Source organism: Fulvimarina endophytica, assembly GCF_003403015.1.
Classification (GTDB): domain Bacteria; phylum Pseudomonadota; class Alphaproteobacteria; order Rhizobiales; family Rhizobiaceae; genus Fulvimarina; species Fulvimarina endophytica.
Genome location: NZ_QURL01000009.1, coordinates 16,333 through 34,760, shown reverse-complemented (window position 1 = coordinate 34,760; position 18,428 = coordinate 16,333). Strand labels below are relative to the sequence as shown.

At 66.4% G+C, this 18,428-nt stretch carries 16 protein-coding genes and 1 pseudogene; 10 read left to right on the top strand and 7 right to left on the bottom strand.

Features of this window, described 5'->3' with window-relative positions:
- Positions 1-84: 84 nt before the first annotated feature.
- The 3 genes and pseudogenes from DYI37_RS17595 to DYI37_RS17580 all read left to right on the top strand — a co-directional run bounded on the left by DYI37_RS17595 (position 85) and on the right by DYI37_RS17580 (position 3,035).
- A complete protein-coding gene (locus DYI37_RS17595; RefSeq protein ID WP_116684592.1) occupies positions 85-975 on the top strand; it encodes a F0F1 ATP synthase subunit gamma in 891 nt (296 codons plus the stop codon).
- Between the two features lie 52 nt (positions 976-1,027).
- Positions 1,028-2,449: pseudogene (atpD, locus tag DYI37_RS17590) on the top strand (F0F1 ATP synthase subunit beta); the annotation flags it as partial.
- A 181-nt stretch (positions 2,450-2,630) separates the two neighbouring features.
- Positions 2,631-3,035 (top strand): F0F1 ATP synthase subunit epsilon, encoded by a 405-nt coding sequence (locus DYI37_RS17580; RefSeq protein WP_116684589.1) that lies wholly within the window; start codon positions 2,631-2,633, stop codon positions 3,033-3,035.
- Positions 3,036-3,198: 163 nt separating this feature from the next.
- Here DYI37_RS17580 and DYI37_RS17575 read toward each other — a convergent pair whose 3' ends face one another.
- Both DYI37_RS17575 and DYI37_RS17570 read right to left on the bottom strand, forming a co-directional pair.
- Complete coding sequence (locus tag DYI37_RS17575; RefSeq protein ID WP_116684588.1) at positions 3,199-3,942, bottom strand: transporter substrate-binding domain-containing protein; 744 nt, start codon at positions 3,940-3,942, stop codon at positions 3,199-3,201.
- A gap of 62 nt (positions 3,943-4,004) precedes the next feature.
- A complete protein-coding gene (locus DYI37_RS17570) occupies positions 4,005-4,679 on the bottom strand; it encodes a haloacid dehalogenase type II (protein ID WP_116684587.1) in 675 nt (224 codons plus the stop codon).
- Positions 4,680-5,053: 374 nt separating this feature from the next.
- Between DYI37_RS17570 and DYI37_RS17565 the strand changes: the two genes are divergently transcribed.
- From DYI37_RS17565 to DYI37_RS17545, 5 genes are all read left to right on the top strand, one after another.
- Entirely contained in the window at positions 5,054-6,652 is a 1,599-nt protein-coding gene (locus DYI37_RS17565; protein ID WP_116684586.1) for an ABC transporter substrate-binding protein, read from the top strand.
- 164 nt (positions 6,653-6,816) lie between these two features.
- Positions 6,817-7,824, top strand: coding sequence for an ABC transporter permease subunit (locus DYI37_RS17560; protein ID WP_116684585.1), 1,008 nt, complete (start codon positions 6,817-6,819; stop codon positions 7,822-7,824).
- Complete coding sequence (locus tag DYI37_RS17555) at positions 7,821-8,762, top strand: ABC transporter permease subunit (RefSeq protein ID WP_116684584.1); 942 nt, start codon at positions 7,821-7,823, stop codon at positions 8,760-8,762. Before DYI37_RS17560 ends, DYI37_RS17555 begins: the two co-directional genes overlap by 4 nt.
- Before the next feature lie 7 nt (positions 8,763-8,769).
- The gene (locus DYI37_RS17550; RefSeq protein WP_116684583.1) at positions 8,770-9,747 is read left to right on the top strand and encodes an ABC transporter ATP-binding protein; all 978 of its coding nucleotides are present in this window, start codon (positions 8,770-8,772) and stop codon (positions 9,745-9,747) included.
- Positions 9,744-10,715, top strand: coding sequence for a dipeptide ABC transporter ATP-binding protein (locus DYI37_RS17545; protein WP_116684582.1), 972 nt, complete (start codon positions 9,744-9,746; stop codon positions 10,713-10,715). Before DYI37_RS17550 ends, DYI37_RS17545 begins: the two co-directional genes overlap by 4 nt.
- A 91-nt stretch (positions 10,716-10,806) precedes the next feature.
- Here DYI37_RS17545 and DYI37_RS17540 read toward each other — a convergent pair whose 3' ends face one another.
- Positions 10,807-12,228 (bottom strand): DUF2252 domain-containing protein, encoded by a 1,422-nt coding sequence (locus DYI37_RS17540; protein ID WP_116684581.1) that lies wholly within the window; start codon positions 12,226-12,228, stop codon positions 10,807-10,809.
- Positions 12,229-12,539: 311 nt separating this feature from the next.
- On the opposite strand from DYI37_RS17540, the gene queC reads away from it, so the two are divergent.
- Positions 12,540-13,280, top strand: a complete 741-nt coding sequence (queC, locus tag DYI37_RS17535; RefSeq protein WP_116684580.1) for a 7-cyano-7-deazaguanine synthase QueC — start codon at positions 12,540-12,542, stop codon at positions 13,278-13,280.
- Entirely contained in the window at positions 13,280-14,749 is a 1,470-nt protein-coding gene (locus tag DYI37_RS17530; RefSeq protein ID WP_116684579.1) for a DUF6880 family protein, read from the top strand. The genes queC and DYI37_RS17530 overlap by 1 nt, the downstream gene beginning before the upstream one ends.
- Before the next feature lie 39 nt (positions 14,750-14,788).
- Here DYI37_RS17530 and DYI37_RS17525 read toward each other — a convergent pair whose 3' ends face one another.
- From DYI37_RS17525 to cysG, 4 genes are all read right to left on the bottom strand, one after another.
- Complete coding sequence (locus DYI37_RS17525; RefSeq protein WP_245413983.1) at positions 14,789-15,409, bottom strand: GNAT family N-acetyltransferase; 621 nt, start codon at positions 15,407-15,409, stop codon at positions 14,789-14,791.
- On the bottom strand, positions 15,402-15,797 hold the full coding sequence (locus DYI37_RS17520; protein ID WP_116684578.1) for a hypothetical protein: 396 nt from the start codon (positions 15,795-15,797) through the stop codon (positions 15,402-15,404). The genes DYI37_RS17525 and DYI37_RS17520 overlap by 8 nt, the downstream gene beginning before the upstream one ends.
- Positions 15,798-15,897: 100 nt before the next feature.
- On the bottom strand, positions 15,898-16,773 hold the full coding sequence (locus DYI37_RS17515) for an SDR family oxidoreductase (protein WP_116684577.1): 876 nt from the start codon (positions 16,771-16,773) through the stop codon (positions 15,898-15,900).
- Between the two features lie 125 nt (positions 16,774-16,898).
- The gene (gene cysG, locus DYI37_RS17510) at positions 16,899-18,356 is read right to left on the bottom strand and encodes a siroheme synthase CysG (protein WP_116684678.1); all 1,458 of its coding nucleotides are present in this window, start codon (positions 18,354-18,356) and stop codon (positions 16,899-16,901) included.
- Between the last annotated feature and the right edge of the window lie 72 nt (positions 18,357-18,428).

The following is an 18,428-nucleotide window of genomic DNA, read 5'->3' as shown; positions in this document are numbered from 1 at the left end:
TCCGCACGGATCGACATCAACGGAACTGCCCGGCCGTGATCATCATCGGCCGGGCCGCGACAGCCCGGAGACGCGCGACAAGCAATGGCATCCCTGAAGGATCTTCGTAATCGTATCTCTTCGGTCAAATCGACCAAGAAGATCACAAAGGCCATGCAGATGGTGGCCGCCTCCAAGCTGCGCCGCGCGGAAGAAGCGGCGCAGAACGCGCGCCCCTATGCCGAGCGCATGCGTTCGGTCCTGTCCAATCTCGCAGGCGTCAACCAGAACGAAGCCCCTAAGCTGATGCGCGGCACCGGCAAGGACGACGTTCAGCTTCTGGTGGTCTTCACCTCCGATCGCGGTCTTTGCGGCGGCTTCAACGCCTCCATCGTGAAGAAGGCCCGCGCGAAGGCCCGCGAACTGGAAAGCGCCGGCAAGACGGTGAAGTATCTCACCGTCGGCAAGAAGGGCTGGGACCTGATGCGTCGCGACCTTCGCGACAAGATCGTCGACAACATGACGTTCCGCGAGGTCTCGCAGATCGGCTTCGAACAGGCGGCCCAGGTCGGCGACAAGCTTCTCTCGCTCTTCGAGAGCGGCGAGTTCGACGTCTGCCATCTGTTCTACGCCGAATACGAGAACGCGATGACCCAGACGCCGGTCGGCCAGCAGGTCATCCCGGCGAAGATCGAGACCGACGAGGGCGAGAGCGAGTCCGCATCCGGCACCAAGGCGAGCGTCGCCTACGAATACGAGCCCGATCCGGTCCACATTCTCGACGCGCTGATCCCGCGCAACATCAAGGTGCAGATCCTGCGCGCGCTCCTCGAGAACACCGCCTCCGAACACGGCGCGCGGATGACGGCCATGGACAATGCGACGCGCAACGCGTCCGACATGATCGAAGATCTCGAGATCTCCTACAACCGCCAGCGCCAGGCTCAGATCACGACCGAGCTGACGGAAATCATTTCGGGCGCCGAAGCGCTCTAGGAACTCATGGAAGGAGGCCACGATGGCTGACACCGACACGCAAGGACGGCCGATGGGCCGTGTATCCCAGGTCATCGGTCCCGTCGTCGACGTTGTGTTCGACGATCATCTGCCGGCGATCCTGAACGCGCTCGAATGCGACAACAACGGGAACCGCCTGGTTCTCGAAGTCGCCCAGCACACCGGCGAGAACACCGTGCGCACCATCGCCATGGATCTCACCGAAGGTCTCGTGCGCGGCCAGCCGGTCACCGACACCGGAACGCCGATCCGCGTTCCCGTGGGCGACGGCACCCTCGGACGCATCCTCAACGTCATCGGCGAGCCGATCGACGAGATCGGCGAGGTCAAGTCGACCGAGACCCGCGCCATCCACCAGGAAGCGCCGCCCTATATCGAGCAGTCCCCGGAAAGCCAGATCCTCGTGACCGGCATCAAGGTCATCGACCTTCTGACGCCCTATGCGCGCGGCGGCAAGATCGGCCTGTTCGGCGGCGCCGGCGTCGGCAAGACCGTGCTCATCCAGGAGCTCATCAACAACGTCGCGAAGGCGCATGGCGGTTACTCCGTCTTCGCCGGCGTCGGCGAGCGCACCCGCGAGGGCAACGATCTCTATCACGAGATGATCGAGTCCGGCGTGAACGTCGACCCGCACAAGAACAACGGCTCGACGGAAGGCTCCAAGGCCGCCCTCGTCTTCGGCCAGATGAACGAGCCCCCGGGAGCGCGCGCCCGCGTCGCCCTCACCGGCCTCACGATCGCCGAGCACTTCCGCGACGAGGGCCAGGACGTGCTCTTCTTCGTCGACAACATCTTCCGCTTCACCCAGGCGGGTTCGGAAGTGTCGGCGCTTCTCGGCCGCATTCCCTCGGCGGTGGGCTATCAGCCGACGCTCGCCACGGATATGGGCCAGATGCAGGAGCGCATCACCACCACCACCAAGGGTTCGATCACCTCGGTCCAGGCCATCTACGTCCCGGCCGACGATCTGACCGACCCGGCGCCGGCGACGACCTTCACCCATCTCGACGCGACGACGGTTCTCAACCGCTCGATCTCCGAGAAGGGCATCTACCCGGCCGTGGATCCGCTCGACTCCACCTCGCGCATGCTGCAGCCGATGATCGTCGGCGAGGAGCATTACCGGGTGGCGCGTGAAGTGCAGGAGATGCTGCAGAAGTATCGCTCCCTGCAGGACATCATCGCCATTCTCGGCATGGACGAGCTGTCCGAACAGGACAAGCTCACGGTGCAGCGCGCCCGCAAGATCGAGCGCTTCTTCTCGCAGCCCTTCGCGGTCGCCGAGATCTTCACCAACACGCCGGGCGAGCTCGTCGCCCTCGAGGACACGATCCGCTCCTTCAAGGGTCTGGTCGAGGGTGAATACGACGACCTGCCGGAATCGGCCTTCTACATGGTCGGCTCGATCGACCAGGCGATCGCCAAGGCCCAGAAGATGGCTTCGGCCGCCTGATCAGGCCAGCGGCCCCGGTTCCGGGGCCAGAAATCGGGCATGCGGGCGCTCGCCGCGTCCGCATGCCGCTCGGTCTCGACGACCCATCGGAGCGCCGTTCGAGCAATCGATCGGAACCGGGCAGCGCAGGGCGAAGCGGCCATCCGCGGGCCCCGCATGAACGTCACGGAAGACAGGCGATATGGCTGACAGTTTCAAATTCGAGCTCGTTTCCCCCGAAAAGCTTCTGCTGTCGGAGACGGTCGACTCCGTCGTCGTGCCCGGCTCCGAGGGCGAGTTCACGATCATGGGCAATCACGCGCCCTTCATGACGACGCTGAAGCCGGGCATCGTCACGGCGACGCTTTCGGGCGGGCAGGAAAAGACCCTGTTCGTGCGCGGCGGCTTTGCCGATATCAACGAGAACGGCGTGACGCTCCTTGCCGAATTCGCCGAACCCGCCGACTCGATCGAAGCCAAGCAGATGCAGGCCCATCTCGAGGAAGCCCAGAAGCGCGTCGAGGAAGCCGAGGACGACGATACGCGCTTCAAGGCGCAGGAATACGTCTCCCAGCTGGAATACGCCAATTCCCGCCTGCCGGGTTGATCGATCGGGGGCTATCGCCGGCCTCGGTCCAGTCTGTCCGAAACACGATGCAACGCCGTCTCTTCGAGGCGGCGTTTTTCGTTGGGGGATCGGACCCAATGAGGAAGGCCCAGTTCTCGGACTGAAGGAAGCGTCGGACGAAGGCCGGAGCACCGGGTCCCTGTCATCCGGTCTCGGCAGGCGCGACGGTGAGGGACGTCTTGCCCGCCCGGTCGAGTTCACGGCGAACGAAGCCGTCCGCCTTCGCCTCCTCCACGAAGCGCGTAAGGTCCGGTGCCAGATGCTCGAACCGCTTCGGCAGGGCCATCGCCTGGCCGATGGCGGTGATCGTGCCGCTGAGATACCGATAGGCGCCGTCGTCGCCGAAGGCCTTGCGCAGGGACTGGACGACCCCGGCGACCGCATCGGCTTGCGGATCGCCTGCCTTGAAGGCCCTGAACGAGGCACCGGGATCGGCCTCGCGGACGAGGTCCATCGCCTTCGCATGGGAGGTCAGATAGAGATCGTAGGCCGAGTTTCGCGCGACGAGCAGGCGCATGCCGGGCCTGTCGAGCTCGTCCACATGGCGTAAGGGAGAGCCGGCACGCACCAGCGCACCCGCCTCGATCAGCACATAGGGGCTCGAATAGGCCACGTGCTCGCGCCGTTCGGGATCGATGGCGCAGAAGGCGATCCGCCAGGCGTCTTCGCCGGCCGCATCCACCACCTTGCCAGCGCCCTCATAGACGGTGAAATCGGGTTCGCAGCCGAGCGCCGCCGCAAGACGCCTGGCCAGCGCGACGGTGATGCCTTCGAGCCCGCCGCCTTCCGCGCCCCTCGCCGCAAGCGCGGCATTTCCAAGATTGATCGCGACGCGAAGCCGGCCGTCCTCGACGAGTTCGTCGCGCATCCTGCCATAGGTCGTCATCGGCACGCTCCTTGTATTCTGCGCACAAGCCGTCACCGGCGATTCCCCTGCGGTCCGCGCAGTTATGATCCGGCGATCGCCTTCGCCACGTCGAGAAGCTCGTCGCCGACGAGATCGGGCGCCAGCATCGTCTTCGGATAGGCCTGGCCACGCGCGACGAACGCGCCTGACAAGCCGGCCGATTTCGCGCCGTGCACGTCCCAGGCGTGGGTCGCGACCAGCATCGCCTCCTCAGCCCTTACCCCGCAGACCGAGACCGCATGTTCGTAGACCGGCCTCGCCGGCTTGAAGCGGCCGACGGTCTCGACAGACAGGATGTCCTCGAAATGGTGAGTGAGACCTGCCTTCTTCAGGAGATTCTCCGTCGATTCCCGCGCCCCGTTCGACAGGGCATAGAGCGGGATTCCTGCCTGCCGCAGGACCGTGAAGGCCTCGTGCGCATCGGCATGGGCGGGGAGCGCGCGCATGGTCTCGAACATCGTGTCGTGCGCCTCCTGCGAGGTCTCGAGGCCGCGCACGGCGAGAAGCTCGTCGAGCGCGCCGGACAGGATCTTCGGAAACGGCTGGATCGAACCCGTGGCATCGAGCGCGAACGCGTCGCGGAGGCCAAAGGCGAACCAGGTTTCCAGATCGGAGCGGGCAAGGGAGAGCGCCTCGAAATCGTCGCGCAGGGCCTCGAGGGCGAAGACCGTCTCGATGATATCGAAGATCACCGCCTTCGGCCTCGTTATCGTCATGGCGTTCGGCTCCCTGTTCCCGGCGCCGCCGGGCGCTCTCGTTCGTCCTGAGACCTATGGGCGCGCGCGCGTTCGGCAATCGGCAATCGGCCGGGGACCGCAGCGACCGGCAGCCGCGGTCGGTCTCGGGGAGTTTCCGGCTAAATTCCGCGTGACGTTTCTGAGGATTGTCTGGAACGATCCCAAATTTAGCACTTGCCTTGTTTGACTAAAAGCGATCCTTATGATCAGCGACCGGGCGGTATCGACCCTCGATGTCCGTCAAGGACCTGCCCGGCGAACCGACAGCGACGGGTTTGGATCATGCCGATCGACCCCACGCTGCCCGGCAAGGCGCAGAAGACGCCGCATCATTCCTGACAGGAGGCCTTTCCATGAGACTTACGACGCAGCTTCTCGCTGCTACCGCGCTCGCATTGTCCCTCGGCGCCACCGCGGCGTCCGCCAAGACCCTCGTCTATTGTTCGGAAGGCTCGCCGGAAGGCTTCGATCCGGCGCTCTATACCGCCGGCACCACCTTCGACGCCTCCTCGGCCACCGTCTACAACCGCCTCGCCGAATTCGAACTCGGCACCACGAACACCCGGCCGGGCCTTGCCGAGAGCTGGGACGTGTCGGAGGACGGCAAGACCTACACCTTCCATCTGCGCCCCGACGTGAAGTTCCAGACCACGGATTTCTTCACGCCGACCCGTCCGCTGAATGCCGACGACGTGATCTTCTCCTTCGAGCGCCAGAACTCGGCCGACAATCCGTATAACGCCTATGTCGCCGGCGCGTCCTGGGAGTACTGGAATTCCATGGCCATGCCCGACCTGATCCAGTCGATGGAGAAGGTCGACGACATGACAGTGCGCATCACGCTCAACGAGCCGAACGCGCCCTTCATCGCCAATCTCGCAATGCCCTTCGCCTCGATCCTGTCGAAGGAATATGCCGACCAGCTCGCCGAGAGCGGCAACGAGGCCCAGCTCAACCAGCAGCCCGTGGGCACCGGCCCGTTCCAGTTCGTCGCCTACCAGCCCGATGCCGTCATCCGCTACAAGGCGAACCCCGACTACTGGGCCGGCAAGGAGCCGATCGACGACCTCGTCTTCGCCATCACCACCGACGCTTCGGTGCGCCAGCAGCGGCTTCTGGCCAACGAGTGCCAGGTCATGGCCTATCCGAACCCGGCCGATATCGAGAGCCTGAAGGGCAATTCCGATCTCAAGGTGCTGGAGCAGGAAGGGCTGAACGTCGGCTATCTCGCCTACAACACCAAGCAGGAGCCCTTCGACGATCCGAAGGTGCGCCGCGCGCTGAACACGGCGATCAACAAGCAGGCGATCATCGACGTGGTGTTCCAGGGCTCGGGCGAAGTCGCCAAGAACCCGATCCCGCCGACGATGTGGTCCTATAACGAGGAGACCAAGGACGACCCCTACGATCCGGAAGCGGCCAAGACGATGCTTCAGGAAGCCGGCGTCGAGAACCTTTCCATGAAGATCTGGGCGATGCCCGTCCAGCGTCCCTACAATCCGAACGCCCGCCGCATGGCCGAGCTGATCCAGTCGGATCTGTCCGCCGTCGGCGTCGATGCCGAGATCGTCTCCTACGAATGGGGCGAGTATCTGGAGCGCTCCAAGGCGGAGGACCGCGACGGCGCGGTGCTGCTCGGCTGGACAGGTGACAACGGCGACCCGGACAACTTCCTCGGGGTGCTCCTGTCCTGCGACGCGGTCGGCAATGCCAACCGCGCCCAGTGGTGCAACGAGGAGTTCGACGCAAAGATCAACGAGGCGAAGACCCTGACGGATCAGGCCGAGCGCACGCCGCTCTACAAGGAAGCGCAGGAGATCTTCAAGCAAGAGGCGCCCTGGGCGACCATCGCCACCTCGATCACCTTCATGCCCATGCGCTCGAACGTGACCGGCTACACCCAGGACCCGCTGGGCCAGCACTGGTTCACCGGCGTCGACATCGAGGAATGACCGCGAACTGAACGCGCAGTGCCCGGCGTCCGGCAGATCCCTTCGATCCGCTCGGCCCCGGGCGCTGCGCCTTGTAGCGCTTCCTTCCCCGCTTTCTCCCGATCACCGTTCGGCCTACGCCCGCACGACCTGCCGGCGCGTGCCGCCTATCCGCATCGGTCCCCATGTTCCGCTTCATTCTTTCGCGGGTCGGCATCCTGATTCCGACCTTCGTCGGCGTCGCGATCGTCGCCTTCGCCTTCATCCGCCTGCTTCCGGGCGACCCGATCCTCCTGATGAGCGGCGAGCGCGGCATTTCGCCGGAGCGCTATGCCGAACTCCAGACCCTTCTGGGCTACGACCGCCCGCTGCCGCTGCAGTTCTGGGATTATCTCACCGGCCTCCTGCAGGGAGACTTCGGCAATTCCGTCGTCACCCGGCGCCCGGTTCTCGAGGAGTTCATGACGCTGTTCCCAGCGACCCTCGAGCTCTCCCTCGTCGCCATCACCCTCGCCGTCTTCATCGGCGTGCCGGCCGGCGTCCTCGCCGCCATCAAGCGCGGCTCCTGGTTCGACCAGATCACCATGGGCGCGGCGCTCACCGGCTATTCGATGCCGATCTTCTGGTGGGGCCTGCTCCTCATCATCTTCTTCTCCGGCTATCTCGGCTGGACCCCGGTCTCGGGCCGCATCTCGCTCCTCTACTATTTTCCCCAGACCACCGGCTTCATGCTGATCGACAGCCTGATCTCCGGTCAGGAGGGCGCGTTCCGCTCGGCGGTCTCCCATCTCGTCCTTCCCGGCATCGTGCTCGCCACCATCCCGCTCGCCGTCATCGCGCGCCAGACGCGCTCGGCGATGCTCGAGGTGCTCGGCGAGGACTATGTGCGCACGGCCCGCGCCAAGGGACTTCCCGCCTTCCGCGTGGTCTCGGTCCATGCCCTTCGCAACGCCCTCATTCCGGTCGTCACCACCATCGGCCTCCAGGTCGGCGTGCTGATGGCGGGGGCCATTCTCACCGAGACGATCTTCTCCTGGCCGGGCATCGGCAAGTGGATGGTCGATAGCGTCTTCCGCCGCGACTATCCGGTCGTCCAGGGCGGTCTCCTCCTCATCGCGATGGTCGTGATGGTCGTCAATCTCGCGGTGGACGTCCTCTACGGCTTCATCAATCCGAGGGTGCGCGCACGATGAGCCATATCGAAGCCCAGGAAGCGGCCGAAGGCGTCGGCTCGCAGATCCCGGACCGCAAGCCGGAGCCCAGCGCGCGCGGCCGCATGCTGCGCGAATTCTGGTACTACTTCTCGGAGAACAAGGGGGCCGTGGTCGGCCTCTGGGTCTTTGCCGCGGTGGTCCTCATCGCGATCCTCGCGCCGGTGATCGCTCCCTTCGACCCGACGGCCCAGAACCGCGACGCGCTGCTCATCCCGCCGATCTGGCAGGAGGGCGGCGTCTGGCCCTATCTTCTCGGCACCGACGCTGTCGGCCGCGACATGCTCTCGCGGCTCATCTACGGGGCGCGCTATTCCCTGTTCATCGGCCTCGTGGTGGTCACCCTCTCGGTCACCGTCGGCATCTCGATCGGACTTCTCGCCGGCTATCTGCGCGGCTGGTTCGACACGGTGGTCATGCGGGTGATGGACATCATCCTCGCCTTTCCCTCCCTCCTTCTCGCGCTCGTCCTCGTCGCCGTTCTCGGCCCCGGCCTCGTCAATGCGATGATCGCCATCGCCCTCGTGCTCCAGCCGCATTTCGTGCGCTTGACGCGCGCCTCCGTGATGGCCGAGAAGCAGCGCGATTACGTCACCGCGGCAAGGGTCGTGGGCGCGAGCCCGTTCCGGCTGATGGTCGTCACCATCCTGCCGAACTGCCTCGGCCCGCTGATCGTCCAGGCGACGCTCTCCTTCTCCTCGGCGATTCTCGACGCCGCCGCCCTCGGCTTTCTCGGCCTCGGTGCCCAGCCGCCGACGCCCGAATGGGGCACGATGCTGGCAGACGCCCAGGAATTCGTGCTGCGCGCCTGGTGGGTGGTCACCTTCCCGGGCATTGCGATCCTCATCACGGTGCTGGCGATCAATCTCGTCGGCGACGGCCTGCGCGATGCGCTGGACCCCAAGCTGAAAAGGAGCTGACGCACCCATGTCCCTCCTCACCATCAAGAATCTCTCGGTCACCTTCCAGACCGCCTCGGGTCCCTTCAAGGCCGTCGACGGGTTCAACATGACGCTCCAGCCGGGCGAGATCCTCGGCATCGTCGGCGAATCGGGCTCAGGCAAGTCGGTCGCCATGCTCGGCCTCATGGGCCTTCTGCCGCCGACAGCCACGGTCACGGCGGACGAGATGTCCTTCGAGGGCCGCGACATGCGCGGCATCGGCGCGCGCGAGCGGCGCCGCATCGTCGGCGCGGCCATGGCGATGATCTTCCAGGAGCCGATGAGTTCGCTCAATCCGTGCTTCACGGTGGGCTTCCAGATCAAGGAATCCCTGCGCATCCACATGAAGCTCGACCGCAAGGCGCGGCACCGGCGCGCGATCGAGCTTCTGGAAGCGGTCGGCCTGCCCGAGCCCGAGCGGCGGCTGAAAGCCTATCCGCACCAGCTTTCGGGCGGCATGAGCCAGCGCGTGATGATCGCCATGGCCACTGCCTGCCGGCCCAAGCTCCTCATCGCCGACGAGCCGACGACGGCGCTCGACGTGACGATCCAGGCCCAGATCCTCGATCTTCTGGTCGATCTCCAGAAGGATCACGGCATGGCGATGATCCTGATCACCCACGATATGGGCGTCGTCGCTGAGACCGCCCAGCGGGTGATCGTGCAATATGCCGGCCAGCAGGTGGAGGCCCAGGGGGTCGAGACCCTATTCACCGAACCGCACCACCCCTATACGGCGGCGCTCCTTTCGGCGATGCCCGAGCGGGCGACCGGCGACCGGCTGCCGACCATTCCGGGCGTCGTGCCGGGCCAGGGCGACAGGCCGAACGGCTGCCTCTTCAATCCGCGCTGCCCGAAGGCCGACGCCCTGTGCCGCACCGTCGTCCCGCCCCGCCAGGACGAGACGCTCGGCAGGGCGCTCTGCCACTACCCGCTCAATGCACGGATCGGAGAAGCGGCATGAACGCCATCGTCACCGCCCGCAACCTCTCCCAGGTCTACGAGGTCAAGCGCGGCCTCTTCGCCAAGCCGCTCGGCCTCAAGGCCGTCAAGGAGACGAGCTTTTCGGTGGAGGAGGGCGAGACCCTCGCCATCGTCGGCGAATCGGGCTGCGGCAAGTCCACCCTCGCCCGCATCCTCACCATGATCGAGGAGCCGACCGAGGGCGAACTCGAGATCGACGGCAAGGTGATCGCCGCCGGCCGCACGGGCGACGTGAAATCGCTGCGCTCGACCGTGCAGATCGTCTTCCAGAACCCCTATGGCGCCCTCAATCCGCGCCAGAAGGTCGGGGCGATCATCGAGGAGCCGCTGAAGATCAACTCGAATCTTTCGCGGGCCGAACGGCGCGAGAAGGTGAAGGCGCTGCTCGCCGAGGTTGGTCTTCGCCCCGAGCATTACGACCGCTATCCGCACATGTTCTCGGGCGGCCAGCGCCAGCGCATCGCGATCGCCCGGGCGCTGATCCTCGATCCCAAGATCCTCGTTCTCGACGAGCCGGTCTCGGCCCTCGACGTCTCGATCCAGGCCGCCGTTCTCAACCTCCTCGCCGATCTTCAGGACCGGCTGAACCTCACCTACGTGTTCATCAGCCACGACCTGTCCGTGGTGAAGCACGTGGCCGACCGGGTGCTGGTGATGTATCTCGGCCGCCCGGTGGAGATCGCCCCCAAGGAGGCGCTCTACGGCGAGCCGAAGCATCCCTATACGCGGGCGCTCCTGTCGGCGACGCCGGCGACGAACCCGGACGAGCGCGGCGAGCGCATCCGCCTGACGGGCGAACTCCCCTCGCCCTTCGATCCCCCGCCCGGCTGCTCCTTCAATCCGCGCTGCCCCTATGCCAACGACCGGTGCCGGGCCGAACGTCCGCTCCTGAAACGCCATGGCGCGAGCGAGGTCGCCTGCTTCGCGGTGGACGAGGGCCGGATCTGATCACGGGCGGGGACCGGTACCCGAAACCGGTCCCCGCCATCGGGCCACGGCCTCTTGGCCGGTGCGAGCAGCGCCCGTGAGGGAAGCCGCGTCAGCGATAGACCATGTCGATGCTGTCGAAGGCCCCGTGCTTCAAGTCCTCCTGGAAGTATTCGTGGTCGCGCTTCAGCCGGTCCGCCGCCTCCTCGGTGAAGCGGACGAGATCGGCCTTGAATAGGTCCTGCGGATAGGCGGCCTTCAAGATCGAGGGCTCCACGTCGTAGTCGATTTGGCCGAGATCGTCGGAAAGCGCATGGGCCTGGGCGAGCGCTGCCCCGCAGACGCGGGCATAGTCCTTCCAGGTGTCGTAGCTCAGTTCGTCGAGATCGATATCGTCGCGGAAGGGCGCGCGCTCGCGGCTGAGAAAGCTCTCGCCGTCGATCGTCACCGCCCCGTAAAAGACGTCGCCATGGGCAAGCTGCACCGACTGGCCGTGGGCGATCCGTTCGGCCTTGTCGCCGGCATCGAAATCCGTCGGCGGCGTCAGGCCCTCGAGCGCCGATTGCCGGGCGCGCTTGAACTCGATGATGAGGTCGTCGCTCGCATCCTTGGACGGTCCCTCGATGAGCACGTAATAGCGCGGCAGGCCGAGCGATGCCGTGCCCTGGCCGTGGCGGATGCAGACATCTTTCACCTTCAGCTCGCCCGCCCGGTCGATCCCCCGGATGTCGTTGGCCTTGGCCAGATCGTCGATCGCCTTCTGGAACTTCTCGATCTCGCCGGAGATCGGCTGCAATTCGTCGCTCGCCCTGAAGCCGCGTCCGGAGGGCTTCAGATAATCGTCCCAGAGCCAGTCCTTGCGCTCCTCCCACGCCTCCTCGAACAGGCGCTGGATCACCGGCGGGGAATTGTCCATCCGATAGGAGTCGTTCTTCTCGGTCGAATGTTCGGCATAGATCTTTATGGCGTCGAGATAGCCCTCGACGAAGGCTTCCACGATCTTGCGCCGCTTCTTGCGCTTGAAGCCCGCCTTCTCGCGCGCGGCGATCCAGAACCCCACCGCGCCGCGCTTGATGTCCCAGGTGAAGGGGGCATAGATCGTCTCGTCGAAATCGTTGACCCCGAAGATCGGCGCGCCGTGATCGTCCGGCATGACGCCGAAATTGGTCGGATGCACGTCGCCGAGCGCCATGACCGAGGGCATGTGCCCGTCCTGGCCGACCATGTCGCGATAGAACAGGAGGGCGGTGCCCCGGAAGAACTTGAAGAAGTCGCCGGCCAGTTCCTCGAACTTCTGCCAGGCGGCCTCGTTGCGCTGCTCGATGCGCTGGGCGTGGTCTTCCCTGAGGGTCGAGCGCACATGCTCGCGCCGGGACTGTCCCGTCAGGAAGATCGGCGGCACGATGATCTCCCTGTCGGAGGCGATCCGCCGGGAGAGATCGCGATAGGCCTCCACCCGGCTGCCGGCCTTCTCGGAGGGTTGCACGTCCTTCGAACTGGTCACGGACGCCGTCTTCTTCTGTGCCTTGGCCATGGGTCTCGATGTCCTCGTTGAAACGGGTACGGGTTCGGCGGTCGATCCGGCATCGCCTCACGGCCGAACTCCGCTGCGAGGCATCGGCGTGAGAAGCAAAAAGCGGGTCCCTTCCGGGGTATTCAGGTCGCAAGGGCCGAACGGCAAGGGATCGCCCGGCCCATGGCACGCGCGCGAAGGCCGGCGAGGGATGCCGGGATGCGGCCCTTGCGGCGGGGCATGGCCTGTGGAAGGACGAGGATGAAGGGCCTCCGATAATACCCGGGTGCCCACCGGACGGCCGGAGATCGAAACAGGGGACGGAGCGAAGGATGACCAGTTCGGAGGGAGCGCTCGTCCTGTTTTCGGGCGGCCAGGATTCCACCACCAGCCTTGCCTGGGCGCTCGATCGCTTCTCCCGCGTGGAGACGATCGGCTTTAACTACGGCCAGAGGCACGCGATCGAACTCGCCGTGCGCCCTTTGGTGCGCGATCGCCTCTCGGCCGCCTTTCCCCATTGGGCAGAACGGCTCGGCGAGGACCATCTCCTCGACATGGGGCTCCTCGGCCAGATCAGCGAGACGGCACTGACGGGCGAGATGGAGATCGCCATGCAGGAGAACGGCCTGCCCAACACCTTCGTGCCGGGCCGCAATCTCGTCTTCCTCGCCTTCGCCGCCACGATCGCCTATCGCCGCGGCCTCAAGCATATCGTCACGGGCGTCTGCGAAACCGATTATTCGGGCTATCCCGATTGCCGGGACGATACGATGAAGGCGATGCAGCTCGCCCTCAATCTGGGCATGGAGGCGCGATACGTGATCGAGACGCCGCTGATGTTCATCGACAAGGCCGAGACCTGGGAGATGGCCGAACGCCTCGGCGGCGAGGCCCTTGTCGACCTCGTGCGCGAGGAGACCCATACCTGCTATCACGGCGACCGGGACCACCGTCATGCCTGGGGCTATGGCTGCGGAGCCTGTCCGGCCTGCGACCTGCGCGCACGCGGCTACGAGGCCTATCTGGACCGCCGGGCGCGCGGCACGGGCGACACGAAGGCCGGACCGACCTGATGGCTTCGAGGACGACGCTCAACGCCGCCAATCTCGAAGCCCTCGGCGCCGAGCGGCTGGCAAAGCTCCTGATGGAGGTCTCGGCCGGCAGCGCCACGCTGAAGCGGCGCATAAGGCTGGAACTTGCCCACGAAGCGAGCCCCCAGAGCGCGGCCCACGAGGTGCGCAAGCGTCTGACCGCGATCGCCAACGGCCGCAGCCGGATCGGCTGGCGCAAGCGCAAGGACGTCCTCGCCGATCTCGAACACCAGCGAAAGGCGATCGTCGAGACCATCGGGGCAAGCGATCCGGCAGAGGCTCTCGACCTTCTGTGGCGCTATCTCGCCCTTTCGAGGGGGCTTCTGGAGCGCACCGACGACGGCTCGGGCACGGTGACCGCCCAGTTCGAGAAGGCCGCGGACGATCTGGCAGAGATCGCAGGCCGGCTGAAGCCGCCGCCCGAACAACTCGCCGGCCAAGTCTTCTCCCTCCTGTCCGAGAACGAGCACGGCCAGCACGACCGGCTCGTCGCAACGCTCGCGCCGGCACTGGGTCCGGCGGGGCTCAAGGATCTGAAAAGCCGGCTCACCGAATGGCGCTCGGAGGAAAGGGCCGAGCCGAAGGGCGAGCGCCGGATCCTCGGCTACGCCCTCGATCCCTCCGGCCCCCGTCCCGTCTATGCCGACGAGATCTCGGATGCGAGCCGCATGGCGCGCATCGACGGCGCGCTGAAATCCATCGCCGATATCGAGGGCGACGTCGACGCCTTCATCGCCCAGCACTCGGCCCTGCAGCGCACGATCCCGCGCATTGCCGCCGAGATCGCGACGCGCCTTCTTGCGGCCGGCCGCCCGCAGGATGCGCTCCACGCGCTGAACGAGGTTCTGGAAGATGCGCGCGAATTGTCCTCGCAATTCGTCGAGACCGAGTGGGAAGACGCCTATCTCGCGACCCTCGAAGCCCTCGGGCGTCAAGAGGAGGCGCAGGATTTCCGCTGGCACTGCTTCACGGCGCGCCTCGACGCGGACCGCCTGAAAGCCTTCATCGCGAAGCTGCCGGATTTCGAGGACGTGGAGACCGAGGAAGCGGCGCTGAACCGGGTTCTGACGCAGGAGGATCCCCACGACGCCCTCGCCTTCTTCACCGCCTGGCCGGACCTCAAGCGCGCGGCGCGCCTCGTGGAGCGGGAGGCGGGGCGATGGGACGGCGATCTCTACGAGATCCTGACACCGGCGAGCGAGGTGCTGGAGACCCATCATCCGCTGGCCGCAACGCGCCTCAAGCGCGCGATGATCGACCTGACCCTCGAAGCGGCCAAGTCGAGCCGCTACAGGCATGCGGCCCGGCATCTGTCCGATTGCGCCCGCCTTGCCGCCCGAATCGACGATTTCGGCGACATGGCCGCTCACGACGAGTATCTGGCGGGCCTCAAGATACGGCATGGCCGCAAGCACGGCTTCTGGAAGCGCCTTGCGGACGAAGCGCGGTGACACCGGCACGAGCGCGCAACGGCGAAACGCTGCCCTGCCTCAAGCCTCATCGAGGCGGCGCATCCAGAACTGCATCCGCTTTTCGGTCTCCTCCGCCTCGCCCACGTCGCGCCAGGCCATGACCGCCTTGATCTCGTCCACCGTTCCGTAGCCGCGCTTCGTCCAGAAACCGTCGAGGGGCTCGTAGTCCTCGGGCCTTTTCGGGTGATCCTCAGGCCGCTCGACGGCGCAGAAGGCGGCGATGGAAAAGCCCTGTTCGCGGGCTGCCGCCTCGCGCTCGTCGAAGAAGCGGTGACCGACGCCATGGCCGCGCCATCCGGGGAGAAGCACCGATTCGGCGCAGTAATAGACCTCGCCCGGATCGATGCCGTTCGCCGCGAAGGCATCGGAGAGCTGGGGCTCGTGATCGGCGAGCGGCGCGCCGGTCGAAGTGCCGACGATCGCACCGCCCGGGGCGCGCGCGACGACCACGACCGCGCCCTCGGACTGGGCATAGGCTTCCATATAGGCCTGCTCGTATGCCGGATCCCCGTCATAGAGATAGGGAAAGGCCCGGAACACCGTCATGCGCAGACGCGCGACGTCGCCGAGAACCGGCAGGATGGCATCGCCCGTCAGCCGTTCGACGGTAGGGGCGGCGCCGTCCTTGCGATCAGCCACGGAACGGGGTGTCGAACGCGCCCTCGCAGGAGGCGGTCTCGCTCGAGCGAACCTTGGGATTGCGCGTGGCCTCGATCGTCTGGATGCGATCGGCGGCGTCGGTGACGAGATCGATCTCGCAGACCCGGACCTCGGACCCGGCGGCAGCGCCCGTGCCGCCCGTGGCCGCCACGGAATAGCGGCTGCGCCAGGTATAGCGAACGCCGCCGCCCCGCTCGCCATATTCGGCGAAGGGGCTGCCATATTGGGCAAAGAAGCTCTGGGCCGGCTGGCCCTGCCAGCGCTGGGTCAGCGAGGTGGCATCGCCGCCCGAGGTCGCGCAACCGCCGAGGACGACGGAGGCCGCGACGAGAGTGCCGGCGAGACAGGACGGAACGGGGCGGAGCACGGTGGTTTCCTTTCGGGAAGGGACAGGCATCTTCACCCGCCGTGCTTGAAGCGGAACGGCGGCAAGGTCAAGCCGTCCCGCATCCCCTTGCCGAAGCCCGTCAGAACATGTGGCGCACTTTGGTCGGAACCGAGGCGAAGACCTCGTCGGGCACGAAGAAATCGGCCACCGGATCGCCGCCGCCCTCGGGGCCGTAGACCGAGAAATCCGTGACGCCCTCCTCGCGCAGGAGCACCTCGTCGATGAAGAAATGCCCGGTCGTCTCGCGCGCGGGCCGCGTCAGGATGACATGGGCGGCATCGGCGAGAATTTCGGGCTTGCGGCTGTGCCGGCCCATCTCGTCCCCGCCCAGGACATTGCGCACGGCCGCCGTGTCGATGGCGGTGAGCGGCCAGAGCGAATTGACGGCGACACCTTGCTTGCGGAATTCGGCCGCCATTCCGAGGGTGCACATGGACATGCCGAACTTCGCCATCGTGTAGGCGGTGTGTCCGGCGAACCATTTCGGGCTCATGTCGAGGGGCGGCGCGAGATTGAGGATATGCGGATTGTCCGTTTTCAGGAGATGAGGAAGGCAGGTTTTGGAGACGAGGAAGGTTCCGCGCGCATTGACCCCGTTCATCAGGTCGTAGCGCTTCATTTCCGTCTCCAGCGTGCCCGTCAGCTGGATGGCGGAGGCATTGTTGATGCAGATGTCGATCCCGCCGAACCGTTCGACGGCTCGCGCCACCGCGCCCTCCACCTGCTCGTCCTCGCGAATGTCGCAGACCACGGCGAGCCCCTTGCCGCCGGCCGCCTCGATCTCCTCGATGGCGGTGTGGACGGTTCCGGGAAGCTTGGGATGGGGCGTGTCGGTCTTGGCCGCGACCACGACATTCGCCCCGTCGCGCGCCGCGCGCAGCGCGATCGCGAGGCCGATTCCGCGCGAGCCGCCCGACATGAAGATGGTCTTGCCCGCGAGCGTGGATGCCGTCATGCCCGTTCTCCTCCGATTGACGTTTGCGTCAATCTGGACCGGGAGACGGGTACTGGCAAGCCGTTTCGGCGACGGCCCGTGCCGGACGGGTCCACGCGCCCCGCCTTGACGCAGGCCCAAGGCGATCAGGCCGAGGCGGTGATCCGGCGGATCCGATCGCCGTCCGGCTCCGCGCCCTCCTCGCCGAACGCGGCGACATGGGAGGCGATCTCGCCGAAGACGTCGCCGACGCCGATGAGGATCGGACGATCGACGCCGATACGGTCGACGATCGCGCCGAGCTGGTCCAGCCGGCCGTGCAGCCGGGTCTCGTCGGCCCGGCTGATATTGGCGGCGACCGCGACGGGCGTTGCGCCATCCATGCCCTCGCCGACGAGGCGATCGGTGATCCGGTGGGCCATGCGCCCGCCCATATAGAAGATGGTGGTGGCGCGCGGTCCCGCGAGCTCGGCCCAGTTGACGTCGTCGGGCAGGTCGCCGCGCTTGGAATGGCCAGTGATGAAGCGCAGCTGCTGGGCGTGATCGCGATGGGTGAGCGAGATGCCGAAGCTTGCCGCCAGCGCCGAGGCGGCGGTGATGCCCGGCACGATCTCGACGGGAATGCCGCGCTGGCGCAGTTCGGCGATCTCCTCGCCCGCCCGGCCGAAGATCGAGACATCGCCCGATTTCAGCCGCACGACCGATTTACCGGCCTCGGCGAACTCCACCATCATCCGGTTGATGTCTTCCTGCTTGCAGCTCTCGCGTGCCGCGCGCTTGCCCACCAGCATGCGCTTGGCCTCGCGCCGGGCAAGTTCCAGGATGTCGCTGGAGACGAGGTCGTCGAAGAGGATCACGTCGGCTGCCTGAAGCGCCCTGACGGCCTTGAGGGTCAGGAGTTCGGCTTCGCCGGGCCCCGCGCCCACGAGGGTCACGCGGCCGGCCTGAGCGCCGGACGCTGCGATCGCATGCACGGATGCGTCCAGCGTCTCGCGGCTTTCGGGTGCCTTCGCCTTGAAGGCGAGATCGGAAAACCGCTCCCAGAAGCTGCGGCGCTCGGGGCCGGGCTTCAGGCGCGAGACGACGCTCGCCCGGATGTCGGCGGCAGCTTCCGCCCAGCCCTTGAGGCCGGGGGGAAGCAGGGTCTCGATCCGCCGCCGCGCGGCCTGTCCGAGGATCGGCGCGGCGCCTGCGGTCGAAATGCCGACGACGAGGGGCGAACGGTTGACGATGGAGCCCAAGGTGAAGTCGCAATAAGCCGGCTTATCGACCACGTTCACCGGCACGCCGGCGGCCTTCGCTGCACAGCGGAAGGCCTGCGCCTCGGCTTCGCTCTCCACGTCGCCGACCGCCATGCCGGCGCCGGCAAAGACGTCGAGCGCCCAGGGCCGGTCGAAATGGCGGATCGCACCGCGGACGATGTCGGAGCCGAGAAGCGCGGTCATCTCCTCGCCGAGTTCGCCCGCCGGGACATAGAGATCGACGCGTGCGCCGCAGGAGGCGAGAAGTTCCGCCTTCCAGGCCGCGCCGTCGCCGCCCCCGGTCATCACCACCCGGCGGTCCTTCAGGTCGTAGAAGACGGGCAGTACGGCGAGCGGGCCCATGCGCGCGCTGCGGCCCGGCTCGGCGCGCTGCGTTTCCGTGGCCCAAGCCCCTTGGTCGAAGGCGAGCACCGG